Genomic DNA, 18,782 nt, shown 5'->3' with positions numbered 1-18,782 from the left:
CTTTACCTAAAATTTCTAGCAAAATAATTAAAGAAATATATTGACACCAGGAAAACATTTTGATATATTATGGTTACCGTTAATGATTTAATATATTACGGTAAGAACTTGGTACATATCACCCAAAATTTAATTATAAGGAGGAAATATGGAAGGTATTTTTACTATTTCTACCAATATGATGCAAACGACTGCAATAGCTATAATTATGCTTTATGTTGGAAAGTTCTTAAGAAGGAAGGTCAATTTCTTTGACAGATTTTGTATTCCAGCACCAGTTATCGGAGGATTTTTATTTGCTATAATTCATCTTATCCTAAAATCTACTGGAGCAGCTACTTTTGAGATGGACACAACTCTAAAAGATCCATTTATGATGGTATTCTTTACATCTATAGGTATAGGAGCCAACCTAGAAACACTTAAAAAAGGTGGTAAGGGTTTTGTAATATTCCTAGCCGTATCTGTAGTTCTTGTATTTTTCCAAAACATTCTTGGTATGGGTCTTGCTAAACTTATTGGACAAAACTCATTACTAGGTTTAGTTACTGGATCTATCACCATGGTTGGTGGCCACGGTACAGCAGGAGCTTGGGGTCCAGAGTTAGAAAAGATGGGGTTACCGGCAGGTGAAGTTATTGCCCTAGCTGCAGCTACTTTTGGTGTAATCATGGGATCACTAATTGGTGGACCAATCGGATCTGCTAGAATTAGAAAGCACAACCTAAAACCAAACCCAGACCTTTTAATCGAGAAAGATGAAGAAGTAGGCAATGTAGTAGTAGAAAAACATGCACCACTAACAGTAGATGACTTCTTAAAAGTCTTTGCCCTAATCTTTATATCAGTAGGTCTAGGTGCCATACTTAAAAAGTTCCTATATGACAATGTTACACTACTAGGATCACCACTAAACCTACCAGAGTATGTAGCATCAATGATTTTTGCAGCTATATATGTAAACACAATTGGTAAAAGAGATGGTTGGGAAATCAACCAAAGAGCCAATGATATATGTGGATCTATGGGTCTTAACATATTCCTATCAATAGCTCTAATAACCCTTGACCTAACCCAACTTAAAGCAGTGGCTGGTCCAATGCTAATAATCCTATTTGCACAAACAATATTTATGGCCCTATTCGCTTACTTTGTAACATTTAAGGTTATGGGTAGTGACTACGACGCAGCTGTACTTTCAGGTGGTATATGTGGATTTGGTATGGGTGCTACCTACAACGCCTTGGCTAATATGGATGCCTTGACAGAAAATTATGGTCCAGCACCAAAGGCATACTTTATCTTGCCAATGGTAGGAGCCTTTGCTATAGATATTATCAACGTATTGATAATAACAATGTTTGCACAGATAACCTTTTAATTAAATTTATAAGTTAGTGTAGATTACAAATAAAGAAACTCTCATTTGGGAGTTTCTTTTTAATGTGCGCTCGGCATGAGCATATTCTAGCAGGTGAAAGTCCTAAGTGTGCCCGGTAGTGGGAAACACATAGCCAAAGGCAAGGGTGTCCATCGTGAGGTGGAATCTGAAGGAAGCCCTAGGCAAACTCTTGGTCTGACGAACAGAAACTACATAAGGCAGGTACGTAGGATAAGACTGCATTACAAGCCAAAGTCCAATAACTACACGGAATACGTAAATGTAAATGTGGCAGATATATGAGAGGAAAGAACATGCCCTTACCCGAGGAGGTCTCACTAGCGAAACAGTAGTAACAACGAATAGTGAGAAGTCAGCAGAAGTCATAGTACTAGTAAAAACTAGGAAGGACAGAACTACAGGAAGTATAAATTTATGAAAGAAACTAATCATGACAAAGACTGTAGAAAATCAACCAGACTAATCAAAGATAGCTCGGCAAGTGAAAATAAATTAGCTGGACACAGTCATGAAAAGATTAACTCAAAAGAAAATACCAAAAATGAACTAATAGGAAAAATACTCCATCGAAACAACCTAAACGAAGCCTTTAAAAAAGTAAAATCAAAAAAAGGTACAGCAGGAATAGATGTAATAACAACAGAAGAACTTCTAGAATATCTAAAAGAAAACAAAGAGAAAATACTAGGACAAATAAGAGCAAGGAAATACAAACCCAAACCAGTAAAAAGGGTACAAATACCAAAATCAAATGGAAAGAAACGAAATCTAGGCATACCCACAACAACAGATAGGGTAATACAACAAGCAATAGCACAAAAATTAAGCCCAATCTATGAAAAGAAATTCTCAGAAAACAGCTATGGATTTAGACCAAATAGAAGCGCGCATGATGCCCTAAAAAGGATAAAAGAAATAGCAGAAGAAGGAAACACCTGGGTAGTAGACTTAGACCTAGAAAAATACTTCGAAACAGTAAACCAATCCAAACTCATACAAATCCTATCATAAGAAATAAAAGATGGAGACGTAATATCCCTAATACACAAATATCTAAAATCAGGAATAATGATAGATGGAATAAAAGTAAAATCAGACAAAGGAGTAGCACAAGGTGGACCCTTAAGTCCATTACTAGCAAACATCTACCTAAACGAAGCTGACCAAGAATTTGGAAAATGGGGATACAAATTTGTAAGATATGCAGACGACATGCTAATATTTGCAAGAAATAGAAAAGCAGCCGAAAGATACCACAAAATAGTCAAAAAGCTGTTAGAAGGAAAATTAAAACTTAAAGTAAATGAGGAAAAGACATCAATAAGAAAATTAAGCCAAACAAAATATCTAGGGTATGGATTTTACCATAACAACGGAACCCAACTAAAAGTACACAAAGAAAGCCTAAAGAAACTGAAGACAAAACTAAAAGAAGTAACAAACAGAAGTAATGCACTAGGCTATAAGCAAAGAAGAATAAAAATCAACCAAATCATAAGAGGATGGATACAATATTTCAAATTGGCAAATATGAGAAACCATCTTCAAAACCTAGACGAGTGGTTAAGAAGAAGAATAAGAATGTGTGCATGGAAAAGCTGGAAAAAAATCAAAACCAAATTTACAAACTTAGTAAAATTAGGAACAGCAAAATTTCAAGCCTGGCAATGGGCAAATACACGTAAATCCTATTGGAGAATAGCCAAAAGTCCAGTACTAAACAGAGCTCTTAACAACAAAAGAATAGCTGAAAGGGGCTATATATCCCTAGTCAGCTATTACAATAAAGTTCATATTAAACTGTAGAACCGCCGTATACGGAACCGTACGTACGGTGGTGTGAGAGGACAGTAGATGAATTAATCATCTATCTCCTACTCGATTAGGCAAGTGTAGATATTTTTTTCTTATTGATAAGTTGTAAAATTTTAGAAAATTAATATAAGAAATATAAAAAAATTAACAATTACAAGGATTTTGTCTTTAATGAAAAGGTTACTTATGCTATAATTTAATGGAATTAGTCACTAATCATAAAATGCTAGTAGGCATTTTATGGGTTAAGGCCAATATTAAATGTAATAAAATTTATACAAAAATATAGGGTCTATATGATATTTATATTGAAAGAATTTTTTTATTTGATATCATATTAGTTAAGATATGATTTAGTCACTAATTATTAAGTCGTATTAGTTATCATTAGATAGGAGAAAGGAGGAATAAGTGAATACAAATCAATTATTAGAAGCGTTATCACATAATATAGGCTCACTAACTACAGGAGAGAAGATGCAGGGAGCAGGCTATACTACCCTACTTGCCATGGGTACTGTTTTTGTAGTATTAATATTACTAATCCTAGTAATTAAGCTTATGGGTAAGGCATCTGGTAGCAAAAAGGAAGATAAAATAAAAGAATCTAGCAAAAAAGTACCAGAAGTAGCACCAGCTAAAAAAGCCCAAGTAGAAGATGAGGATGAAATTGTAGCAGTAATAACTGCAGCAGTTTGCCAAGCCCTAGGAAGTGATTCGGTAAAGATACATATCAAAAAATAAAACCACAATATTTTTATGGAGGAATATATGAAAAAATTAAATGTAACAGTAAATGGGAAAACTTATGAGGTAGAAGTAATGGAAGAAGACTTCCTAGAACCTCAAAAAAACCCTAATGTAGTATATGCACCAGCAAGTAGTCAAGCTGGGCCACAAGTTAATGAAGTAGCTGCAAGTCCAGCACCAGCAGCACCAGCAGCTCCAGCAACATCAGCTTCATCAGTAACATCACCCCTACCTGGAACAATCAATAAGGTAAATGTAAGCGAAGGTGCATCAGTATCTAAGGGAGATGTACTATTAGTCCTTGAAGCTATGAAAATGGAAAATGATATCAAAGCTCCAAATGATGGAGTAGTTAACAAAATACATGTAGCTAGTGGGGATAGTGTAAATACAGGAGATCCACTTGTAGATCTTGCATAGGAGAATAGATGGGACACGTAATATCTAACTTTTTATCAACTACTGGTTTTGCCGCCCTAACTTGGCAAACTGTAGTAATGCTAGCAGTATCAATAGTCTTGATTTATCTAGCCATCCAAAAGGGATTTGAACCCTTACTTTTATTGCCAATAGGTTTTGGTATGCTTCTTGCAAATCTTCCTCTTGCTAACCTTATGCAAGCGGGAGTTGATAGATTAACTATTATAGATTCTGATAAGGCAAATAATGTCATATCGGTAGTAAATGAGATTCAACAGCCGGGAGGTTTGTTAGGGTACTTCTTTAAGGGAGATGAGCTTGGCTTATTCCCACCACTAATATTTATGGGTGTTGGTGCCATGACAGACTTTGGCCCACTTATAGCTGACCCTAAGTCACTTATTTTAGGTGCAGCAGCTCAATTTGGTATATTTTTCACCTTTATGGGTGCCATACTTCTAGGCTTTAATGGTCAAGAGGCATCATCCATAGGTATAATTGGTGGAGCAGATGGTCCTACTTCTATATATTTGACAGGTAAGCTAGCTCCTCATATGCTAGGCCAGGTAGCTGTTGCGGCTTATTCTTATATGGCTCTAGTACCAATAATTCAACCGCCAATCATGAAGGCGCTAACAAGCAAAAGTGAACGAGAAATAAAGATGCCTCAAATGAGGGTCGTATCTAAAAAAGAAAAAATAATGTTCCCAATTGTAGTAACCTTGTTGGTAGCATTGACCCTACCAGATGCAGCTCCACTTATAGGTATGCTAATGTTTGGTAACCTAATGAAGGAGTCTATGGTAGTAGAAAGACTATCAAAGACAGCACAAAATGAACTAATGAATATAATAACCATCTTACTTGGTCTATCAGTAGGTGCCTCAGCTTCAGCTGACGCCTTCCTAAATTTAGCCACCATAAAAATTATGTTACTTGGTTTGGCTGCCTTTGCAGTAGGATCAGCAGCTGGAGTTTTAATGGCCAAACTTATGAACCTATTCCTAAAAGATGGTAATAAGATTAACCCACTAATAGGATCTGCTGGTGTATCAGCTGTACCTATGGCTGCCAGAGTATCAAACACTGTAGGCCAAGAAGCTGACCCAAGTAACTTCCTACTAATGAATGCTATGGGACCAAATGTGTCAGGTGTTATAGGTTCTGCTGTTGCAGCAGGAGTATTACTAAGTCTATTTGGCTAATCGTAAGTATTGTTTAATTTTAACCCAGGGTTAAAATTTAGAAGGAGAAATAATGGATAACTTTTTATCTTATTATGGAGAAATAACTAAAACTTCCGGTACTACTCCAGCTTTTCAAGTTGAGTACCTTACTACCCTTGGAATAGCTGCCCTAGTTATATTTTTAGGTAGGTTTTTGGTTGGCAAATCAAAGGCCCTACAAAAATATGCCATCCCTGCCCCGGTTGTATCTGGTATTATATTTTCACTTATAGTATCAATTATCAAAACAGCTGGCATAATGGACTTTAGCTTTGATGCCAAGGTAACCAAAGACCTTGCCCAAAACTTATTTTTCTTGGCCATAGGCTATAGCTTTTCTACTAGCCTAATGAAAAGTGCAGGAAAAAAGCTTGTCATTAGGGTAACATGGGTATCATGCCTACTTATCCTCTTACAAGACCTATTGGGTCTAGGTGCTGCCAAGGCCCTAGGTCTCAATCCATTTTTGGGCTTGCAGGCATCATCAGCAGCCATGAGTGGAGGGGTTGGTACTGCATCAGCATTTGGACCTATATTTAAGTCTATGGGAGCTCCAGCTAATGTAACAGAATTTGGTGTAGCTGCAGGTACCATGGGAAATATAATGGGATCGCTAATAGGCGGACCAATTGCAGCATACTTGATTAGGAAAAATAATCTTAAGGCTGACCCAAATGATAAACCAGAAACAGCAAAGAATAATGTGCTCCCAGTGATAGATAACACCAAGATGATACGTGCCTTTGCTATGACTTTACTTATAGCGGCATTTGGTATCCCTATAAAATACCTCTTGGACCTTATACCAATGATTCAAATGCCTAAGTTTATTGGTTGTTTATTTGCTGGGGCAATCGCTAGAAATATAAATGAAAAGAGAAATAGCGAGTTGTATATACCAGAAGTTACAGCCATTCAGGACATGTTCCTAGAGTTATACTTAGCTTTGGTACTAATGACAATAGATATCACAGCTATAGCTTCTCAAGCCTCATCCCTTGTAATCATCCTAGTATTACAAGCTATCCTAATAGCTGTATTTACTATGACAGTATCCTTTAGAGCCTTTGGTAAGGATTATGGGGCTGCTGTAATGGCTGCAGGTAACTGTGGCTGGGGCTGTGGATCAGGTCCAAATGCAGTTGCTAACATTAAGGCAGTAATGCAAGAATATGGTTATCACAACCTAGCCTGGGTATTCTATCCATCCTTTGCAGTTATAATAGATGATATATTTAATCCGATATTATTATCAGTCCTAGCATCACTAATAAAATAATAAGCAAAAAATCCTCAGGTCTTTAAGGTGACCCCAAAAAGTTGGACTTAACATCAGACATAGATTTAATTTGTGTCTGATGTTTTTTGTTTGCACTTTCCCCTAGGGGAAAGTCGATTTCTAAGCTGCATTCTTTCTTCTATATTCTACTGGTGATAAGTATCCTAATTTTTCTTTTATTCTTTCTTCATTGTAATATTTTATATACACATCTATAGCTTGTTTTAATTGTTCATAAGATTTGTAAGTTTGACCATAATACATTTCTTGTTTTAATATTCCAAAGAAGTTTTCCATTGGAGCATTATCTAAGCAATTTCCTTTTCTTGACATACTTTGGGTTATTCCATATTCTTTAAGTGTTTTCGTGTATTGTTTTACTTGATAACCCCATCCTTGATCTGAATGAAATATTCTTTCTTTACAGTCACTTGTTATCTTGATTGCTTCTTTTAGTGGGTCTAAAATCGCCTGCATTGTTGGTCTCTTACTTATGGAATATGATATTATCTCACCATTATACATATCTAGAAATGCATTTAAGTACAGTTTCCCTATTCTCGTATTACCTTTATCATCAGTAGTGTAATATTTAAATTCTGATGTATCTGTTGTTATCTTTTGATGTGGTAATGGTGATTTAAAATTACGATTTATTAAGTTATCTGATAACTTTCCTATATGTCCTTTATATGAGGAATACTTAGATTTTCTTCCAAAGATTTTAACCTGTAGTTTTAGCTTTTGGACTAATCTTTGTACTTTCTTTTTGTTTATTAATATTCCTTGATTTCTTAAATGACCATATATCCTACGATAGCCATAATTTTTATGATTAGCTCTAATATTTAATATTTTTTCTTCTAAATCAGCATCTTTGTTAGTTCTATCAAATCTTTTTTGCCAATACATATATGTTGATTTTGGAAAGTTGAATTTAATTAGTAAATCTTTCAATTTGTATTTTGACCTAAGATCATGTATTATACTAGCTATTTCTTCTTTTTGAGTTTGCCTCTTTGTCTCAATTCTCTCTTTTTTTTAAGAAATCTACTTCCATTTGTAGCCAATACACTTGATCTTCTAGTTCATTGATTCTATCTTTTTGTTCTGGTGTATATTCTTTATCTATTGATTTACTAGTCTTTTTATCTTCATTAGTAGTCATATTTGAAGGCCTTCCTCGTTTTTTGGGCTCTAGTCCTTCAATTCCATGTTTTCTATATTTGCCAACCCAAGTACATATCATCGATGGATTTGTTATACCTAAATTGTTGGCTAAGTCTTGATAGGACCATTCTTCTGTTAAGTACAACTTTACTACATTTCTCTTAAATTCTGTAGAATATTTTTGTTTTTTTCTAGATCTTTTTAAACCATCATAACCTAATGTTTGATATGCGTTTACCCATACTCTTATTAATTTTTTATCAGGGATGCTAAATATCTTAGCTAAGGACTCATAACCTTCGTTACCTTCTAAGTATCTTTCAACTACTTTATATTTAAATTCTGTACTATATTTTGCCATAAAAAACTGACCTCCCTAAGTTGGTTGGTCCAACTTTTTGGGGTCAGTTCACTTTCGTGACCTGGGGATTTTATCTAAAGATATGAATATTAACTAATCTGATATCGTTTTACAATCAGAAAATAATAATAAAAAATGAAATAAATTTACATGAAATCGGTTTTGTGCTACAATTAATTAGAATGAATAAAAAAAAGGAGTCAATAATGGAATATTACGTTGATTTAAACAGTGACATTGGAGAATCATTTGGTTCATACAAACTTGGCCTAGATGAGGAAATCGTAAAATATGTAACAAGTATCAATCTTGCTTGTGGTTACCATGCTGGAGATCCACTAATCATGGATAAGACTTGCGCCCTAGCCCAAGAAAAAGGAGTTAATATTGGAGCCCACCCAGGATACCCTGATTTGATGGGATTTGGTAGAAGAAAGATGGATGTTTCTGAAGCAGAAGCTCGTGGATACTTTTTATACCAAGTAGGTGCCCTAGAAGCCTTTGCTAAAGCTCATGGAACTACCCTCCAACACGTAAAACTACATGGAGCATTCTACAATACAGCCTGCAATGATGAAAAACTTGCTAATGCAATATTAGATGCTGTAGAAGAATATAACAAAGATTTAATACTAATGGTATTATCTGGATCATACATAGCTAAAGAAGGCAAAAAACGTGGCCTAAAAGTCGCTCAAGAAGTATTTGCTGATAGGGGATACAACGAAGATGGAACTCTAGTAAATAGAAAATTACCAGGAGCCTTTGTAAAAGACCCTAAAGAAGCCCTACCAAGAGTAATAAAAATGGTAAAAGAAGGCAAAGTAACTACAGCAGATGGCAAAGAAATTGATATAGTAGCTGATTCTATTTGTGTCCATGGGGACAATCCAGAAGCCCTTGAGTTCGTAAGAATTTTAAAAGAAGGCCTAATAGAAGAAGGCATTAAAGTTGCACCTTTGCTAGAGTTTTTAGGAAAGTAAAATGCAAGAAAACAAAAATAATAAGAACAAAGTAACTGAGCAAACAACCTATGAACCTCAGGGAGATTCTAAGGTTAAGACAATGAAAAGTAAAAAGTCTAACCCTTCAGTTCTTATTGGGGCTGCCTTCTTAATGGCAGCATCTTCATGTGGACCAGGTTTTATAGCTCAAACTGGAAAATTGACCTATGACCTAGATAAGGCCTTTGCCTTTGTAGTACTATCATCAGTGCTAATTTCCTTGATAGCCCAACTAAATGTATGGAGGGTTATATCAGTATCAGGAATGAGGGGCCAGGATATAGCCAACAAGGTTTTGCCGGGACTAGGTTACTTTATTGCAGGTCTAGTTGCCCTTGGAGGTCTTGCCTTTAATATAGGTAACGTCGGTGGAGCAGGTATAGGTCTAAATATTTTATTTGGTCTAGATCCAAGAATTGGTGCTGCTATTGGTGGTATAATAGGGATCTTAATATTTTCTAATCCTAAGGCAAAGACAATCCTTGACCAAACATCAAAATATTTTGGAATCATAATGATTATTTTGATAACATTTGTAGCAATAAAAACAAAACCACCTGTGGGAGAGGCCTTCACTTCAATGGTTATGCCAGAAAAATCCATGGCTGAGCTATTTCCTGCAATAATTACACTAATAGGGGGTACAGTAGGTGGTTACATAATTTTCTCAGGTGGTCACAGACTTATAGATGCTGGCATCACTGGAGAAGAGAACTTAGATGAGGTAAACAAATCTGCTATGCTTGGTATAGTAGTAGCCTTTATAATGAGGGTCCTACTTTTCCTAGCCATCCTAGGAGCACTAAGAATAGCTCGTGATCAAATAGATCCAAATGATATAGCAGCAACAGCCTTCAGAGTCGGTGCAGGTAACACAGGATATAAGATATTTGGTTTATTATTCTTCTTAGCATCGCTAACACCAATAGTTGGTGCAGCATATACCTCAGTATCATTCCTAAAAACCTTATCAACTACTGTAGCTAACAAGGAATCACTAATAACAAATATATTTTTAGTTATATCAACTATAGTATTTATAATAATAGGAAAACCACAAAAATTACTTGTTGTTGTAGGAACACTAAACGGATTTATCTTGCCAATCACTTTGGCTGTAATGTTAGCAGCTACTAGGAAAAAGGAAATAATTGGTGAATATAAACATTCAAAATTATTATATATACTAGGTATATTAGTTGTTATATTTACGGGTATCATGAGTGTAAAGACATTAATTAATATGATAAGTGTAGGAATATAAAGGAAGCGATAATATGGAAAATATAAAATACCTACCATCAGGAGATAGCGCTCTTGTAATGGAGTTTGGTAATGAAATTAGTAAAGAAATCAATGCGAGCATAGCCCAAGTAGTAGGTTACCTCAAAGATCAAAAATTGGATGGGATAGTAGACATTCTACCAACCTATAGGTCAATATTAATAAATTATGACCCAAGAGTTTTTACCTACGAACAGTTAGTAGAAAAACTATCTAGTATAGAAATAGCAGATAGTAACTTAGCTAGTGGCAGCGTAAGATTAATAGAAATCCCTACCCTATATGGTGGAGAATATGGCCCTGATATTGCTAATGTTGCTAAAAATGCTAATCTAAGCGAAGATGAAGTAGTAGAAATCCATACTGGGGTAGACTATTTAGTTTATATGATGGGATTCTTACCAGGATTTACCTACCTAGGAGGTCTAGATGAGAGAATAGCAACACCAAGACTATCATCACCTAGACTAAAAATAGTACCAGGTTCAGTAGGTATTGCAGGTAGCCAAACAGGTATGTACCCAATCCAATCACCAGGAGGCTGGCAACTAATAGGTAGAACACCGGTAAAACTTTATGATCCATCAAACTTAGAAGCACCAGTATTTATCAAGGCTGGAGACTATATTAGATATGTATCTGTTGATGAAGATACCTATAATAAAATATCAGAAGAAGTCAATGCTGGAACTTATAAAGTAAACATAAAAGAAGTTAAGAGGGAGCAACTCCGTGGCTAATGTAGAAGTAATAAATGGTGGTATGCTATCCACCATCCAAGATAGTGGTAGATACGGTTACCAAGAGATTGGTATCAATGTTTCTGGTTTTGCTGATGACTATAATGCAAGGCTTGCTAATATTCTTGTAGGCAATGATATGGATAGCGAAGTAATAGAGATGGCATTTTTGGGATCAAGTTTTGAATTTAACGCTCCTATGCTAATAGCTCTAACAGGCGCAGATTTTTCAGCTAAGCTAAATGATGAACCTATAGAAAATTATAGGTCATATCTAGTAAAAGAAGGCGATGAGCTAACCCTAGGCGCAGCCCAAAATGGCTTTAGGGGATATATAGCCTTTGGTGGAGAGATTGATGTACCAGTAGTAAATGGCTCAAAATCAACCAACCTAAAGACAGGAATGGGTGGCTTTGAAGGACGCAAGCTAATGAGTGATGATAGCTTTGATGTTATCGTATCAGAAGATAAAAAAGAAAGAGTCCTTGACAAAAAATATATCAAAGCCTACTCAAAATTTAGTGAACTAAGGGTAGTTAAGGGACCTCAAGATGATGCCTTTACAGATAAGGGAATCTTTGACTTCTTTAACTCAGGTGGATATACAGTAACTAAAGACTTTGACCGTATGGGAATCAGACTTTCTGGTAGCAAGATAGAACATAAAGAATCTGCTGATATAATATCAGATGGTACAGCCCTAGGATCAATCCAAGTTCCATCAAATGGTCAACCTATAATCCTCTTTGTTGACAGACAGACAACAGGTGGATATACCAAAGTAGGAACCATAATTACAGCTGACCTTCATAAATTAGGTAAGCTAAACTATAAGGATAAGGTAATATTTACAGAAGTAAGCCCTAAAGAAGCAAATGACTTAGCTCGTGCTTATTATGATACTTTTGATAAGATAAAAGCTGAGCTTAATTAATAAATATATAAAACAAAAATGGGGACTCCTAGTTGAGTCCTTTATTTTTTCAGGGGAGAGGATTAATGAAGATATCTTTGATAGAACCAGCCCTAAAGAGGTTAGATGATACCTATAATTATAAGTTAATAGAAGATTTAATAAAAAAATCTGGGGATCAAAATCCTGATGTTATTGTCTTGCCAGAAATCTTTAATACAGGAGAAATTGATCCGCTTGCTATCAAAATAGCAGATAAGCAAGGGCAAAAAACCAAAGAAATCTTATCAACCCTTGCCAAAGAACTGAGATCCTACATAATTGGAGGGTCTATCTTAGATAATAGATGTGGCAAGGTCTATAATACCTCCTATGTCTTTGATAGAGATGGTAAAGTAATAGGTAGTTATGATAAAGCCCACCTTTATAAGGCATCTGGAGAAAAGGATTTTATTACACCTGGAGACTCTAGGCTAATATTTGAAATAGATGGAGTCAAATGTGGACTTTTAATATGCTATGACATAGAGTTTGCCCCATGGGTTACTTCCTATGCCCTAGATGATGTTGAAGTTTTATTTAATCCTGCTTGCTGGCATGAAGATTGGATTATAAATTATGATAGCCTCTTAAGGGCTAGGGCTATAGAAAATCAGATGTTTGTAGTAGGGGTTAACTCTACTGGCAGGGCCTATGAGGGCCATTATGGTGGACATTCTCAGATAGTTGGACCCATGGCAAATTATATAATTGATCCAAATAAACCAGGACCGATAAAGACTGCAAAGCTTGATTTAAGCACAGCTAAAGAATACAAGGAAACCTTTAAAATTCTAGCAGATAGAAGGGAAGACCTCTACAAAAAAATATATAAATAAAATAGAAGTAGAAGTATGAGAAAATAAGAATAAAACAATGCTTGATAAAAAGTTAGCATGTGTTATAATAGTAGTTGAAAATGTTATCACATTACACGAAAAACAAAGGAGAGATTGAAGGAAATGAAAGCCTTAATAATTGATTACATGTCAGATAAAATTGACAAGGGACTAGAAGAGCTAGGAATAGAATTTGATAAAGAAATGCTACCTAGCAAAGAAAAACTTATGGAACTTATTCCAGCTTACGATATGCTAATAATGAGGGTAGACCCATTCATAGACAAAGATATAATGGATAAGGGAGAAAACCTTAAAGCTATATTTGTAGGTTCAACAGGAACTAATCATATAGACAAAGAATATGCTAAGGAAAAAGGCATAGAAATATACAACTCTCCAGGTCTAAATGCCAATGCTGTAGCTGAACTTGTAATTGCAAAAATCTTAGACTTATATAGAAATACTGTACAAGCTCAAAATGAAATCAAGGTTGATGGAATTTGGAACAAATACAGATGGATTGGTAGAGAGCTAAGAAATAAAACTATTGGTATCATAGGATATGGTGCTATAGGTAGAAGAGTTGGCGAGATTGCTAATGTATTCCACATGGATGTCCTAGCTAGCGACCCATTCTTAACAGAAGCTGATATCAAAGAAGATTACACAAAACTAACAGACCTTGATGAAATATTTGAAAAAGCTGACGTAATTACCCTACACATCCCTCTAACACCTGATACAAAAGATATGATTGCTAAAGAACAATTAGAAAAAATGAAAGATGATGCAATCATCATCAATGCAGCAAGAGGTGGAATAGTAAACGAGGATGACCTATATGATGCCCTACAAAATAAGGTAATCGGTGGAGCAAACTTCGATACTATATCTAATGAACTAGGTGCAGGTGGTCTTGATTCTACAGATACTCATGTAGAAAGCAAATTATTTGAATGTGATAGATTTTACATCACTCCACACATCGGTGGATCTACCCATGATTCTCAAGATGATATTGGTGATGTTGTTCTTGAAAATATCAAAAAACAATTTAGCCTTTAATTATAAAAAACCAGGGGAAAATTCTCCTGGTTTTTTGATGTGTAAAATAATAAAGCATGTTAGTTAGTAAATTTATATATTATTTATAGGTCAAATTTTAGATAAAAAAAAGGTGGGATAAATATCCCGCCTTTTTGCTATATGTGCGCTCGGCATGATCATATTCTAACAGGTGAAAGTCCTAAGTGTGCCCGGTAGTGGGAAACACATAGTCAAAGGCAAGGGTGTCCATCGTGAGGTGGAATCTGAAGGAAGCCCTAGGCAAACTCTTGGTCTGACGAACAGAAACTACATAAGGCAGGTACGTAGGATAAGACTGCATTACAAGCCAAAGTCCAATAACTACACGGAATACGTAAATGTAAATGTGGCAGATATATGAGAGGAAAGAACATGCCCTTACCCGAGGAGGTCTCACTAGCGAAACAGTAGTAACAACGAATAGTGAGAAGTCAGCAGAAGTCATAGTACTAGTAAAAACTAGGAAGGACAGAACTACAGGAAGTATAAATTTATGAAAGAAACTAATCATGACAAAGACTGTAGAAAATCAACCAGACTAATCAAAGATAGCTCGGCAAGTGAAAATAAATTAGCTGGACACAGTCATGAAAAGATTAACTCAAAAGAAAATACCAAAAATGAACTAATAGGAAAAATACTCCATCGAAACAACCTAAACGAAGCCTTTAAAAAAGTAAAATCAAAAAAAGGTACAGCAGGAATAGATGTAATAACAACAGAAGAACTTCTAGAATATCTAAAAGAAAACAAAGAGAAAATACTAGGACAAATAAGAGCAAGGAAATACAAACCCAAACCAGTAAAAAGGGTACAAATACCAAAATCAAATGGAAAGAAACGAAATCTAGGCATACCCACAACAACAGATAGGGTAATACAACAAGCAATAGCACAAAAATTAAGCCCAATCTATGAAAAGAAATTCTCAGAAAACAGCTATGGATTTAGACCAAATAGAAGCGCGCATGATGCCCTAAAAAGGATAAAAGAAATAGCAGAAGAAGGAAACACCTGGGTAGTAGACTTAGACCTAGAAAAATACTTCGAAACAGTAAACCAATCCAAACTCATACAAATCCTATCAGAAGAAATAAAAGATGGAGACGTAATATCCCTAATACACAAATATCTAAAATCAGGAATAATGATAGATGGAATAAAAGTAAAATCAGACAAAGGAGTAGCACAAGGTGGACCCTTAAGTCCATTACTAGCAAACATCTACCTAAACGAAGCTGACCAAGAATTTGGAAAATGGGGATACAAATTTGTAAGATATGCAGACGACATGCTAATATTTGCAAGAAATAGAAAAGCAGCCGAAAGATACTACAAAAGAGTCAAAAAGCTGTTAGAAGGAAAATTAAAACTTAAAGTAAATGAGGAAAAGACCTCAATAAGAAAATTAAGCCAAACAAAATATCTAGGGTATGGATTTTACCATAACAACGGAACCCAACTAAAAGTACACAAAGAAAGCCTAAAGAAACTAAAGGCAAAACTAAAAGAAGTAACAAACAGAAGTAATGCACTAGGCTATAAGCAAAGAAGAATAAAAATCAACCAAATCATAAGAGGATGGATTCAATATTTCAAACTAGCAAATATGAGAAGCCATCTTCAAAAACTAGACGAATGGTTAAGAAGAAGAATAAGAATGTGTGCATGGAAAAGCTGGAAGAAAGTAAAAACCAAATTTACAAATCTAGTAAAATTAGGAACAGCAAAATTTCAAGCCTGGCAATGGGCAAATACACGTAAATCCTATTGGAGAATAGCCAAAAGTCCAGTACTAAACAGAGCTCTTAACAACAAAAGAATAGCTGAAAGGGGCTATATATCCCTAGTCAGCTATTACAATAAAGTTCATATTAAACTGTAGAACCGCCGTATACGGAACCGTACGTACGGTGGTGTGAGAGGACGGTAGATGAATTAATCATTTACCTCCTACTCGATTAGCCTAGAGCCTAAGATTAATACCAACCTCTTAGTTTCATAGCTTTATCAATTGATTGGATAGCGTACATGTAAACAGCATCTCTTGGGATTACATCGTATTCATCACAGATTCCGAATACACCTTCGATAGCTTTCATCATGTCAGCTTCTTGTTTTTCTTCTACTTCTGTTTCATCCCAGTAGTAGCCATATTGGTTTTGTACCCATTCGTAGTAAGAAACTAGTACACCACCAGAGTTTGTTAGGATATCTGGAGTCAATGTAATGTTTCTTTCTTCAAGAACCTTATCTCCTTCTGGAGTTGTAGGACCGTTAGCAGCTTCACAAACTAGTTTAACATTTAGTTTTTCAGCAACTTCTGCTGTAATTACATTTTCTAGTGCAGCTGGTATTAGGATATCATATTCGCCTTCCCAGAAGTCTTTTTCTGAGATTTTTTCAGCGTTTGGATAACCAATTAGTGTGTGGTTTTCTTCTTTGTAAGCTAATAGGTCTTTAAAGTCGATACCATTTTCGTTGTATAGAGCGTAGTTTCCTTCTTTTTTGTCCCATTCAGCTATAGCGCAAACTTTTCCGCCTTGTCTTTCGATGTTTTTAACTGTATAGCTACCTACGTTACCAAAACCTTGAACAGCTATTTTTGCTGTAGCAATATCGATACCATATCTTTTAGCAGCTTCTCTAACTACTACTGCTACACCAAATCCTGTAGCTTCGTTACGTCCTTGAGATCCAGAAAATTCTACTGGTTTACCTGTAAATACTCCGATGTCAAAGTTATCGCCGTTTAGTTTTATGTATTCATCAACCATCCAGCTCATGATTTGACCGTTTGTGTTAACGTCTGGTGCAGGGATATCTAATCTATCGCCTAGGTAATTGTGTAGTCCTCTTACATAGCCTCTAGATAGTTGTTCTAGTTCTCTTTCAGATAGTTCGCTAGGATCTACAGCAATTCCACCTTTAGCACCACCATATGGTAGGCCAAGTGCTCCACCTTTAAAAGTCATCCAAAGAGATAAAGCTTTTACTTCATCTAAGTTTACTTGTGGATGGAATCTACATCCACCTTTTGATGGACCTACTGCTGTTGAGTGAGCTGAACGCCATCCTTTAAATGTTTTTACTGAACCATCATCCATTTTTACTGGGATAGAGATTTCGATTACTCTTTCTGGTTCTTTTAAAATTTCATATACTGCAGGATCAGCACCGAGCTTTTCGCAAGCTTTTTTTACTTTTTGTTGTGCGGATTCTAATGGGTTTAATGTTTCTGTCATTATTTCCTCCTAACGACTTATTATTGTAATTATTGATTACGTTACAATTATAACAAATACGTTTTCATTTTTCAAGGCAAAAAGGCAAATTCTTTTTAAACCTTGGCAAGACTAGTAAAAAATGTCATAATAACTTAAATAGGTCTTAAAATTTTAACATAAAACCTTTATACAGACTATATATAAAGAAGGAAGTTTCATCTGGCAAACTTAAATGAAAGTTATCTGCAAAATCATTTAAGAAAATGCTTGCATAAACAAACATGGCAATATATGTCTCGTAACTTTATCTAATGATTAAGCTATTAAGATTATAGATTATTTGTAAAAAATATTTAAGAAAATACTTTCATTACTAGTGCATATATGATATACTGCTAATAGTCATTATATGATAGAAGGAGGAATTAATGAGTAGTCAATTTGAATATGATGATTTTGTATTTGATGGAGACTCTATTGTAGCCCTTAGTAGAAAAGGGAAAGATAAGATCAAAGAAGAAAAAATAAAGTCTATGCCAATTCCAAAAGTTTCACCTGATGGAGTACCTATCAGAAGGATTGGGGAAAAAGCTTTCTTCAGAAGATTTTTCACTTCAGTAGAAATACCTGAAACTGTAGAAGAGATCGGATTTGAAGCTTTCGGTCAAAACGAAATAGAAGAATTAGTATTGCCAGAGGGTGTAAAACACATAGCGGCCTTTGCTTTTTATAGAAACAAAATTAAGGAAGTAAGTATTCCTAAAGATGTGACAGTGATTTCAAAATATGCATTTTCTTTAAACAATATAGAAAAGATAAATTGGAATGACAAGGTAGAAAAAATAGATGTTTCTGCTTTTTATGATAATAAACTAGAAGAACTAAGCATTCCAGAAACAGTAAAGGAAATAAAAGAGTTTGCTTTCCACAAGAACAATATCCCTCAAGTTAAGATACCTGAAGATTGTGAAGTAGACCATAGAGCATTTGAAGAAAACTCTGAACTTATCTAAAGATAAGTAGGATTTAATATAAAGCATATATAAGAAAGAGGTATTTATATTGAGTAAAACAATAAGGGAAGAGTACTCTATCCATGTAGCTAATAGTGATAAGGACTATGATGTGGTTGTGGAGTACGAAGAAGAAATACCTGATAAAATCTCAATTGATGATTTTGATATACCAAAAACACCAAATTTTGGAAACGATAATAAATAAATA

General features: G+C 35.0%; 20 protein-coding genes and 1 pseudogene. 18 read left to right on the top strand and 3 right to left on the bottom strand.

Translation table 11 applies throughout. From position 1 onward, the window contains the following. Window positions 1–148 precede the first annotated feature (148 nt). From gltS to BQ7474_RS09645, 8 genes and pseudogenes are all read left to right on the top strand, one after another. A complete protein-coding gene (gene gltS, locus BQ7474_RS09670; protein ID WP_177343667.1) occupies window positions 149–1,381 on the top strand; it encodes a sodium/glutamate symporter in 1,233 nt (410 codons plus the stop codon). A gap of 286 nt (window positions 1,382–1,667) precedes the next feature. Next, entirely contained in the window at window positions 1,668–1,820 is a 153-nt protein-coding gene (locus BQ7474_RS10660) for a hypothetical protein (RefSeq protein WP_159429550.1), read from the top strand. Beyond that, window positions 1,817–2,749, top strand: a pseudogene (gene ltrA / locus BQ7474_RS10800) (group II intron reverse transcriptase/maturase); the annotation flags it as partial. The gene BQ7474_RS10660 and the pseudogene ltrA (BQ7474_RS10800), both read left to right, overlap by 4 nt. Further along, entirely contained in the window at window positions 2,723–3,208 is a 486-nt protein-coding gene (locus BQ7474_RS10795) for a group II intron maturase-specific domain-containing protein (protein WP_268873874.1), read from the top strand. The pseudogene ltrA (BQ7474_RS10800) and the gene BQ7474_RS10795, both read left to right, overlap by 27 nt. A 420-nt stretch (window positions 3,209–3,628) precedes the next feature. Further along, the gene (locus BQ7474_RS09660) at window positions 3,629–3,961 is read left to right on the top strand and encodes an OadG family protein (RefSeq protein ID WP_073998651.1); all 333 of its coding nucleotides are present in this window, start codon (window positions 3,629–3,631) and stop codon (window positions 3,959–3,961) included. A gap of 27 nt (window positions 3,962–3,988) precedes the next feature. Then, window positions 3,989–4,387, top strand: coding sequence for a biotin/lipoyl-containing protein (locus BQ7474_RS09655; protein WP_073998650.1), 399 nt, complete (start codon window positions 3,989–3,991; stop codon window positions 4,385–4,387). A gap of 8 nt (window positions 4,388–4,395) precedes the next feature. Continuing rightward, window positions 4,396–5,592, top strand: coding sequence for a sodium ion-translocating decarboxylase subunit beta (locus BQ7474_RS09650; RefSeq protein ID WP_073998649.1), 1,197 nt, complete (start codon window positions 4,396–4,398; stop codon window positions 5,590–5,592). A 52-nt stretch (window positions 5,593–5,644) separates the two neighbouring features. Next, on the top strand, window positions 5,645–6,892 hold the full coding sequence (locus tag BQ7474_RS09645) for a sodium/glutamate symporter (protein ID WP_073998648.1): 1,248 nt from the start codon (window positions 5,645–5,647) through the stop codon (window positions 6,890–6,892). Between the two features lie 120 nt (window positions 6,893–7,012). On the opposite strand, the gene BQ7474_RS09640 is transcribed toward BQ7474_RS09645, so the two are convergent. Continuing rightward, window positions 7,013–7,888 (bottom strand): IS3 family transposase, encoded by an 876-nt coding sequence (locus tag BQ7474_RS09640; protein WP_268873873.1) that lies wholly within the window; start codon window positions 7,886–7,888, stop codon window positions 7,013–7,015. A gap of 28 nt (window positions 7,889–7,916) precedes the next feature. Beyond that, window positions 7,917–8,423 carry a helix-turn-helix domain-containing protein gene (locus tag BQ7474_RS09635; protein ID WP_073998647.1) on the bottom strand — a complete coding sequence of 169 codons (507 nt, stop codon included), beginning with the start codon at window positions 8,421–8,423 and terminating at the stop codon, window positions 7,917–7,919. Window positions 8,424–8,629: 206 nt separating this feature from the next. On the opposite strand from BQ7474_RS09635, the gene BQ7474_RS09630 reads away from it, so the two are divergent. From BQ7474_RS09630 to ltrA (BQ7474_RS09600), 8 genes are all read left to right on the top strand, one after another. Then, complete coding sequence (locus BQ7474_RS09630) at window positions 8,630–9,406, top strand: LamB/YcsF family protein (protein WP_073998646.1); 777 nt, start codon at window positions 8,630–8,632, stop codon at window positions 9,404–9,406. A 1-nt stretch (window position 9,407) separates the two neighbouring features. After that, window positions 9,408–10,691 (top strand): NRAMP family divalent metal transporter, encoded by a 1,284-nt coding sequence (locus BQ7474_RS09625; RefSeq protein ID WP_328585405.1) that lies wholly within the window; start codon window positions 9,408–9,410, stop codon window positions 10,689–10,691. 13 nt (window positions 10,692–10,704) lie between these two features. Next, window positions 10,705–11,451, top strand: a complete 747-nt coding sequence (gene pxpB / locus BQ7474_RS09620) for a 5-oxoprolinase subunit PxpB (RefSeq protein ID WP_073998645.1) — start codon at window positions 10,705–10,707, stop codon at window positions 11,449–11,451. Then, a complete protein-coding gene (locus BQ7474_RS09615; protein WP_073998644.1) occupies window positions 11,444–12,385 on the top strand; it encodes a 5-oxoprolinase subunit C family protein in 942 nt (313 codons plus the stop codon). Before pxpB ends, BQ7474_RS09615 begins: the two co-directional genes overlap by 8 nt. Window positions 12,386–12,450: 65 nt before the next feature. Then, window positions 12,451–13,242 (top strand): nitrilase-related carbon-nitrogen hydrolase, encoded by a 792-nt coding sequence (locus tag BQ7474_RS09610; protein ID WP_073998643.1) that lies wholly within the window; start codon window positions 12,451–12,453, stop codon window positions 13,240–13,242. 123 nt (window positions 13,243–13,365) lie between these two features. Beyond that, a complete protein-coding gene (locus BQ7474_RS09605) occupies window positions 13,366–14,310 on the top strand; it encodes an NAD(P)-dependent oxidoreductase (RefSeq protein ID WP_073998642.1) in 945 nt (314 codons plus the stop codon). Window positions 14,311–14,675: 365 nt separating this feature from the next. Beyond that, complete coding sequence (locus BQ7474_RS10655) at window positions 14,676–14,828, top strand: hypothetical protein (protein ID WP_159429550.1); 153 nt, start codon at window positions 14,676–14,678, stop codon at window positions 14,826–14,828. Beyond that, on the top strand, window positions 14,825–16,216 hold the full coding sequence (gene ltrA, locus BQ7474_RS09600; protein ID WP_073998641.1) for a group II intron reverse transcriptase/maturase: 1,392 nt from the start codon (window positions 14,825–14,827) through the stop codon (window positions 16,214–16,216). Before BQ7474_RS10655 ends, ltrA (BQ7474_RS09600) begins: the two co-directional genes overlap by 4 nt. Window positions 16,217–16,310: 94 nt before the next feature. On the opposite strand, the gene BQ7474_RS09595 is transcribed toward ltrA (BQ7474_RS09600), so the two are convergent. Next, a complete protein-coding gene (locus BQ7474_RS09595; protein WP_073998640.1) occupies window positions 16,311–17,576 on the bottom strand; it encodes a Glu/Leu/Phe/Val family dehydrogenase in 1,266 nt (421 codons plus the stop codon). Between the two features lie 410 nt (window positions 17,577–17,986). On the opposite strand from BQ7474_RS09595, the gene BQ7474_RS09590 reads away from it, so the two are divergent. After that, a complete protein-coding gene (locus tag BQ7474_RS09590; RefSeq protein WP_073998639.1) occupies window positions 17,987–18,571 on the top strand; it encodes a leucine-rich repeat domain-containing protein in 585 nt (194 codons plus the stop codon). 49 nt (window positions 18,572–18,620) lie between these two features. Then, window positions 18,621–18,779, top strand: coding sequence for a hypothetical protein (locus tag BQ7474_RS10650; RefSeq protein WP_159429561.1), 159 nt, complete (start codon window positions 18,621–18,623; stop codon window positions 18,777–18,779). Window positions 18,780–18,782 lie beyond the last annotated feature (3 nt).

It is taken from the genome of Anaerococcus urinomassiliensis (genome assembly GCF_900128425.1).
GTDB classification, from domain to species: Bacteria; Bacillota; Clostridia; order Tissierellales; family Peptoniphilaceae; genus Anaerococcus; species Anaerococcus urinomassiliensis.
Note: the sequence above shows the minus strand (reverse complement) of the source record. Positions and strands in the feature narration are given on the sequence as shown.

Bases quoted from the DNA above. Each gene is read 5' to 3' on its own strand.
- gltS (WP_177343667.1), top strand. From the start codon at position 149: ATGGAAGGTATTTTTACTATTTCTACCAATATGATGCAAACGACTGCA.
- BQ7474_RS10660 (WP_159429550.1), top strand. From the start codon at position 1,668: ATGTGGCAGATATATGAGAGGAAAGAACATGCCCTTACCCGAGGAGGT.
- BQ7474_RS09655 (WP_073998650.1), top strand. From the start codon at position 3,989: ATGAAAAAATTAAATGTAACAGTAAATGGGAAAACTTATGAGGTAGAA.
- BQ7474_RS09650 (WP_073998649.1), top strand. From the start codon at position 4,396: ATGGGACACGTAATATCTAACTTTTTATCAACTACTGGTTTTGCCGCC.
- BQ7474_RS09645 (WP_073998648.1), top strand. From the start codon at position 5,645: ATGGATAACTTTTTATCTTATTATGGAGAAATAACTAAAACTTCCGGT.
- BQ7474_RS09635 (WP_073998647.1), bottom strand. From the start codon at position 8,423: ATGGCAAAATATAGTACAGAATTTAAATATAAAGTAGTTGAAAGATAC.
- BQ7474_RS09630 (WP_073998646.1), top strand. From the start codon at position 8,630: ATGGAATATTACGTTGATTTAAACAGTGACATTGGAGAATCATTTGGT.
- BQ7474_RS09625 (WP_328585405.1), top strand. From the start codon at position 9,408: ATGCAAGAAAACAAAAATAATAAGAACAAAGTAACTGAGCAAACAACC.
- pxpB (WP_073998645.1), top strand. From the start codon at position 10,705: ATGGAAAATATAAAATACCTACCATCAGGAGATAGCGCTCTTGTAATG.
- BQ7474_RS09610 (WP_073998643.1), top strand. From the start codon at position 12,451: ATGAAGATATCTTTGATAGAACCAGCCCTAAAGAGGTTAGATGATACC.
- BQ7474_RS09605 (WP_073998642.1), top strand. From the start codon at position 13,366: ATGAAAGCCTTAATAATTGATTACATGTCAGATAAAATTGACAAGGGA.
- BQ7474_RS10655 (WP_159429550.1), top strand. From the start codon at position 14,676: ATGTGGCAGATATATGAGAGGAAAGAACATGCCCTTACCCGAGGAGGT.
- ltrA (WP_073998641.1), top strand. From the start codon at position 14,825: ATGAAAGAAACTAATCATGACAAAGACTGTAGAAAATCAACCAGACTA.
- BQ7474_RS09595 (WP_073998640.1), bottom strand. From the start codon at position 17,576: ATGACAGAAACATTAAACCCATTAGAATCCGCACAACAAAAAGTAAAA.
- BQ7474_RS09590 (WP_073998639.1), top strand. From the start codon at position 17,987: ATGAGTAGTCAATTTGAATATGATGATTTTGTATTTGATGGAGACTCT.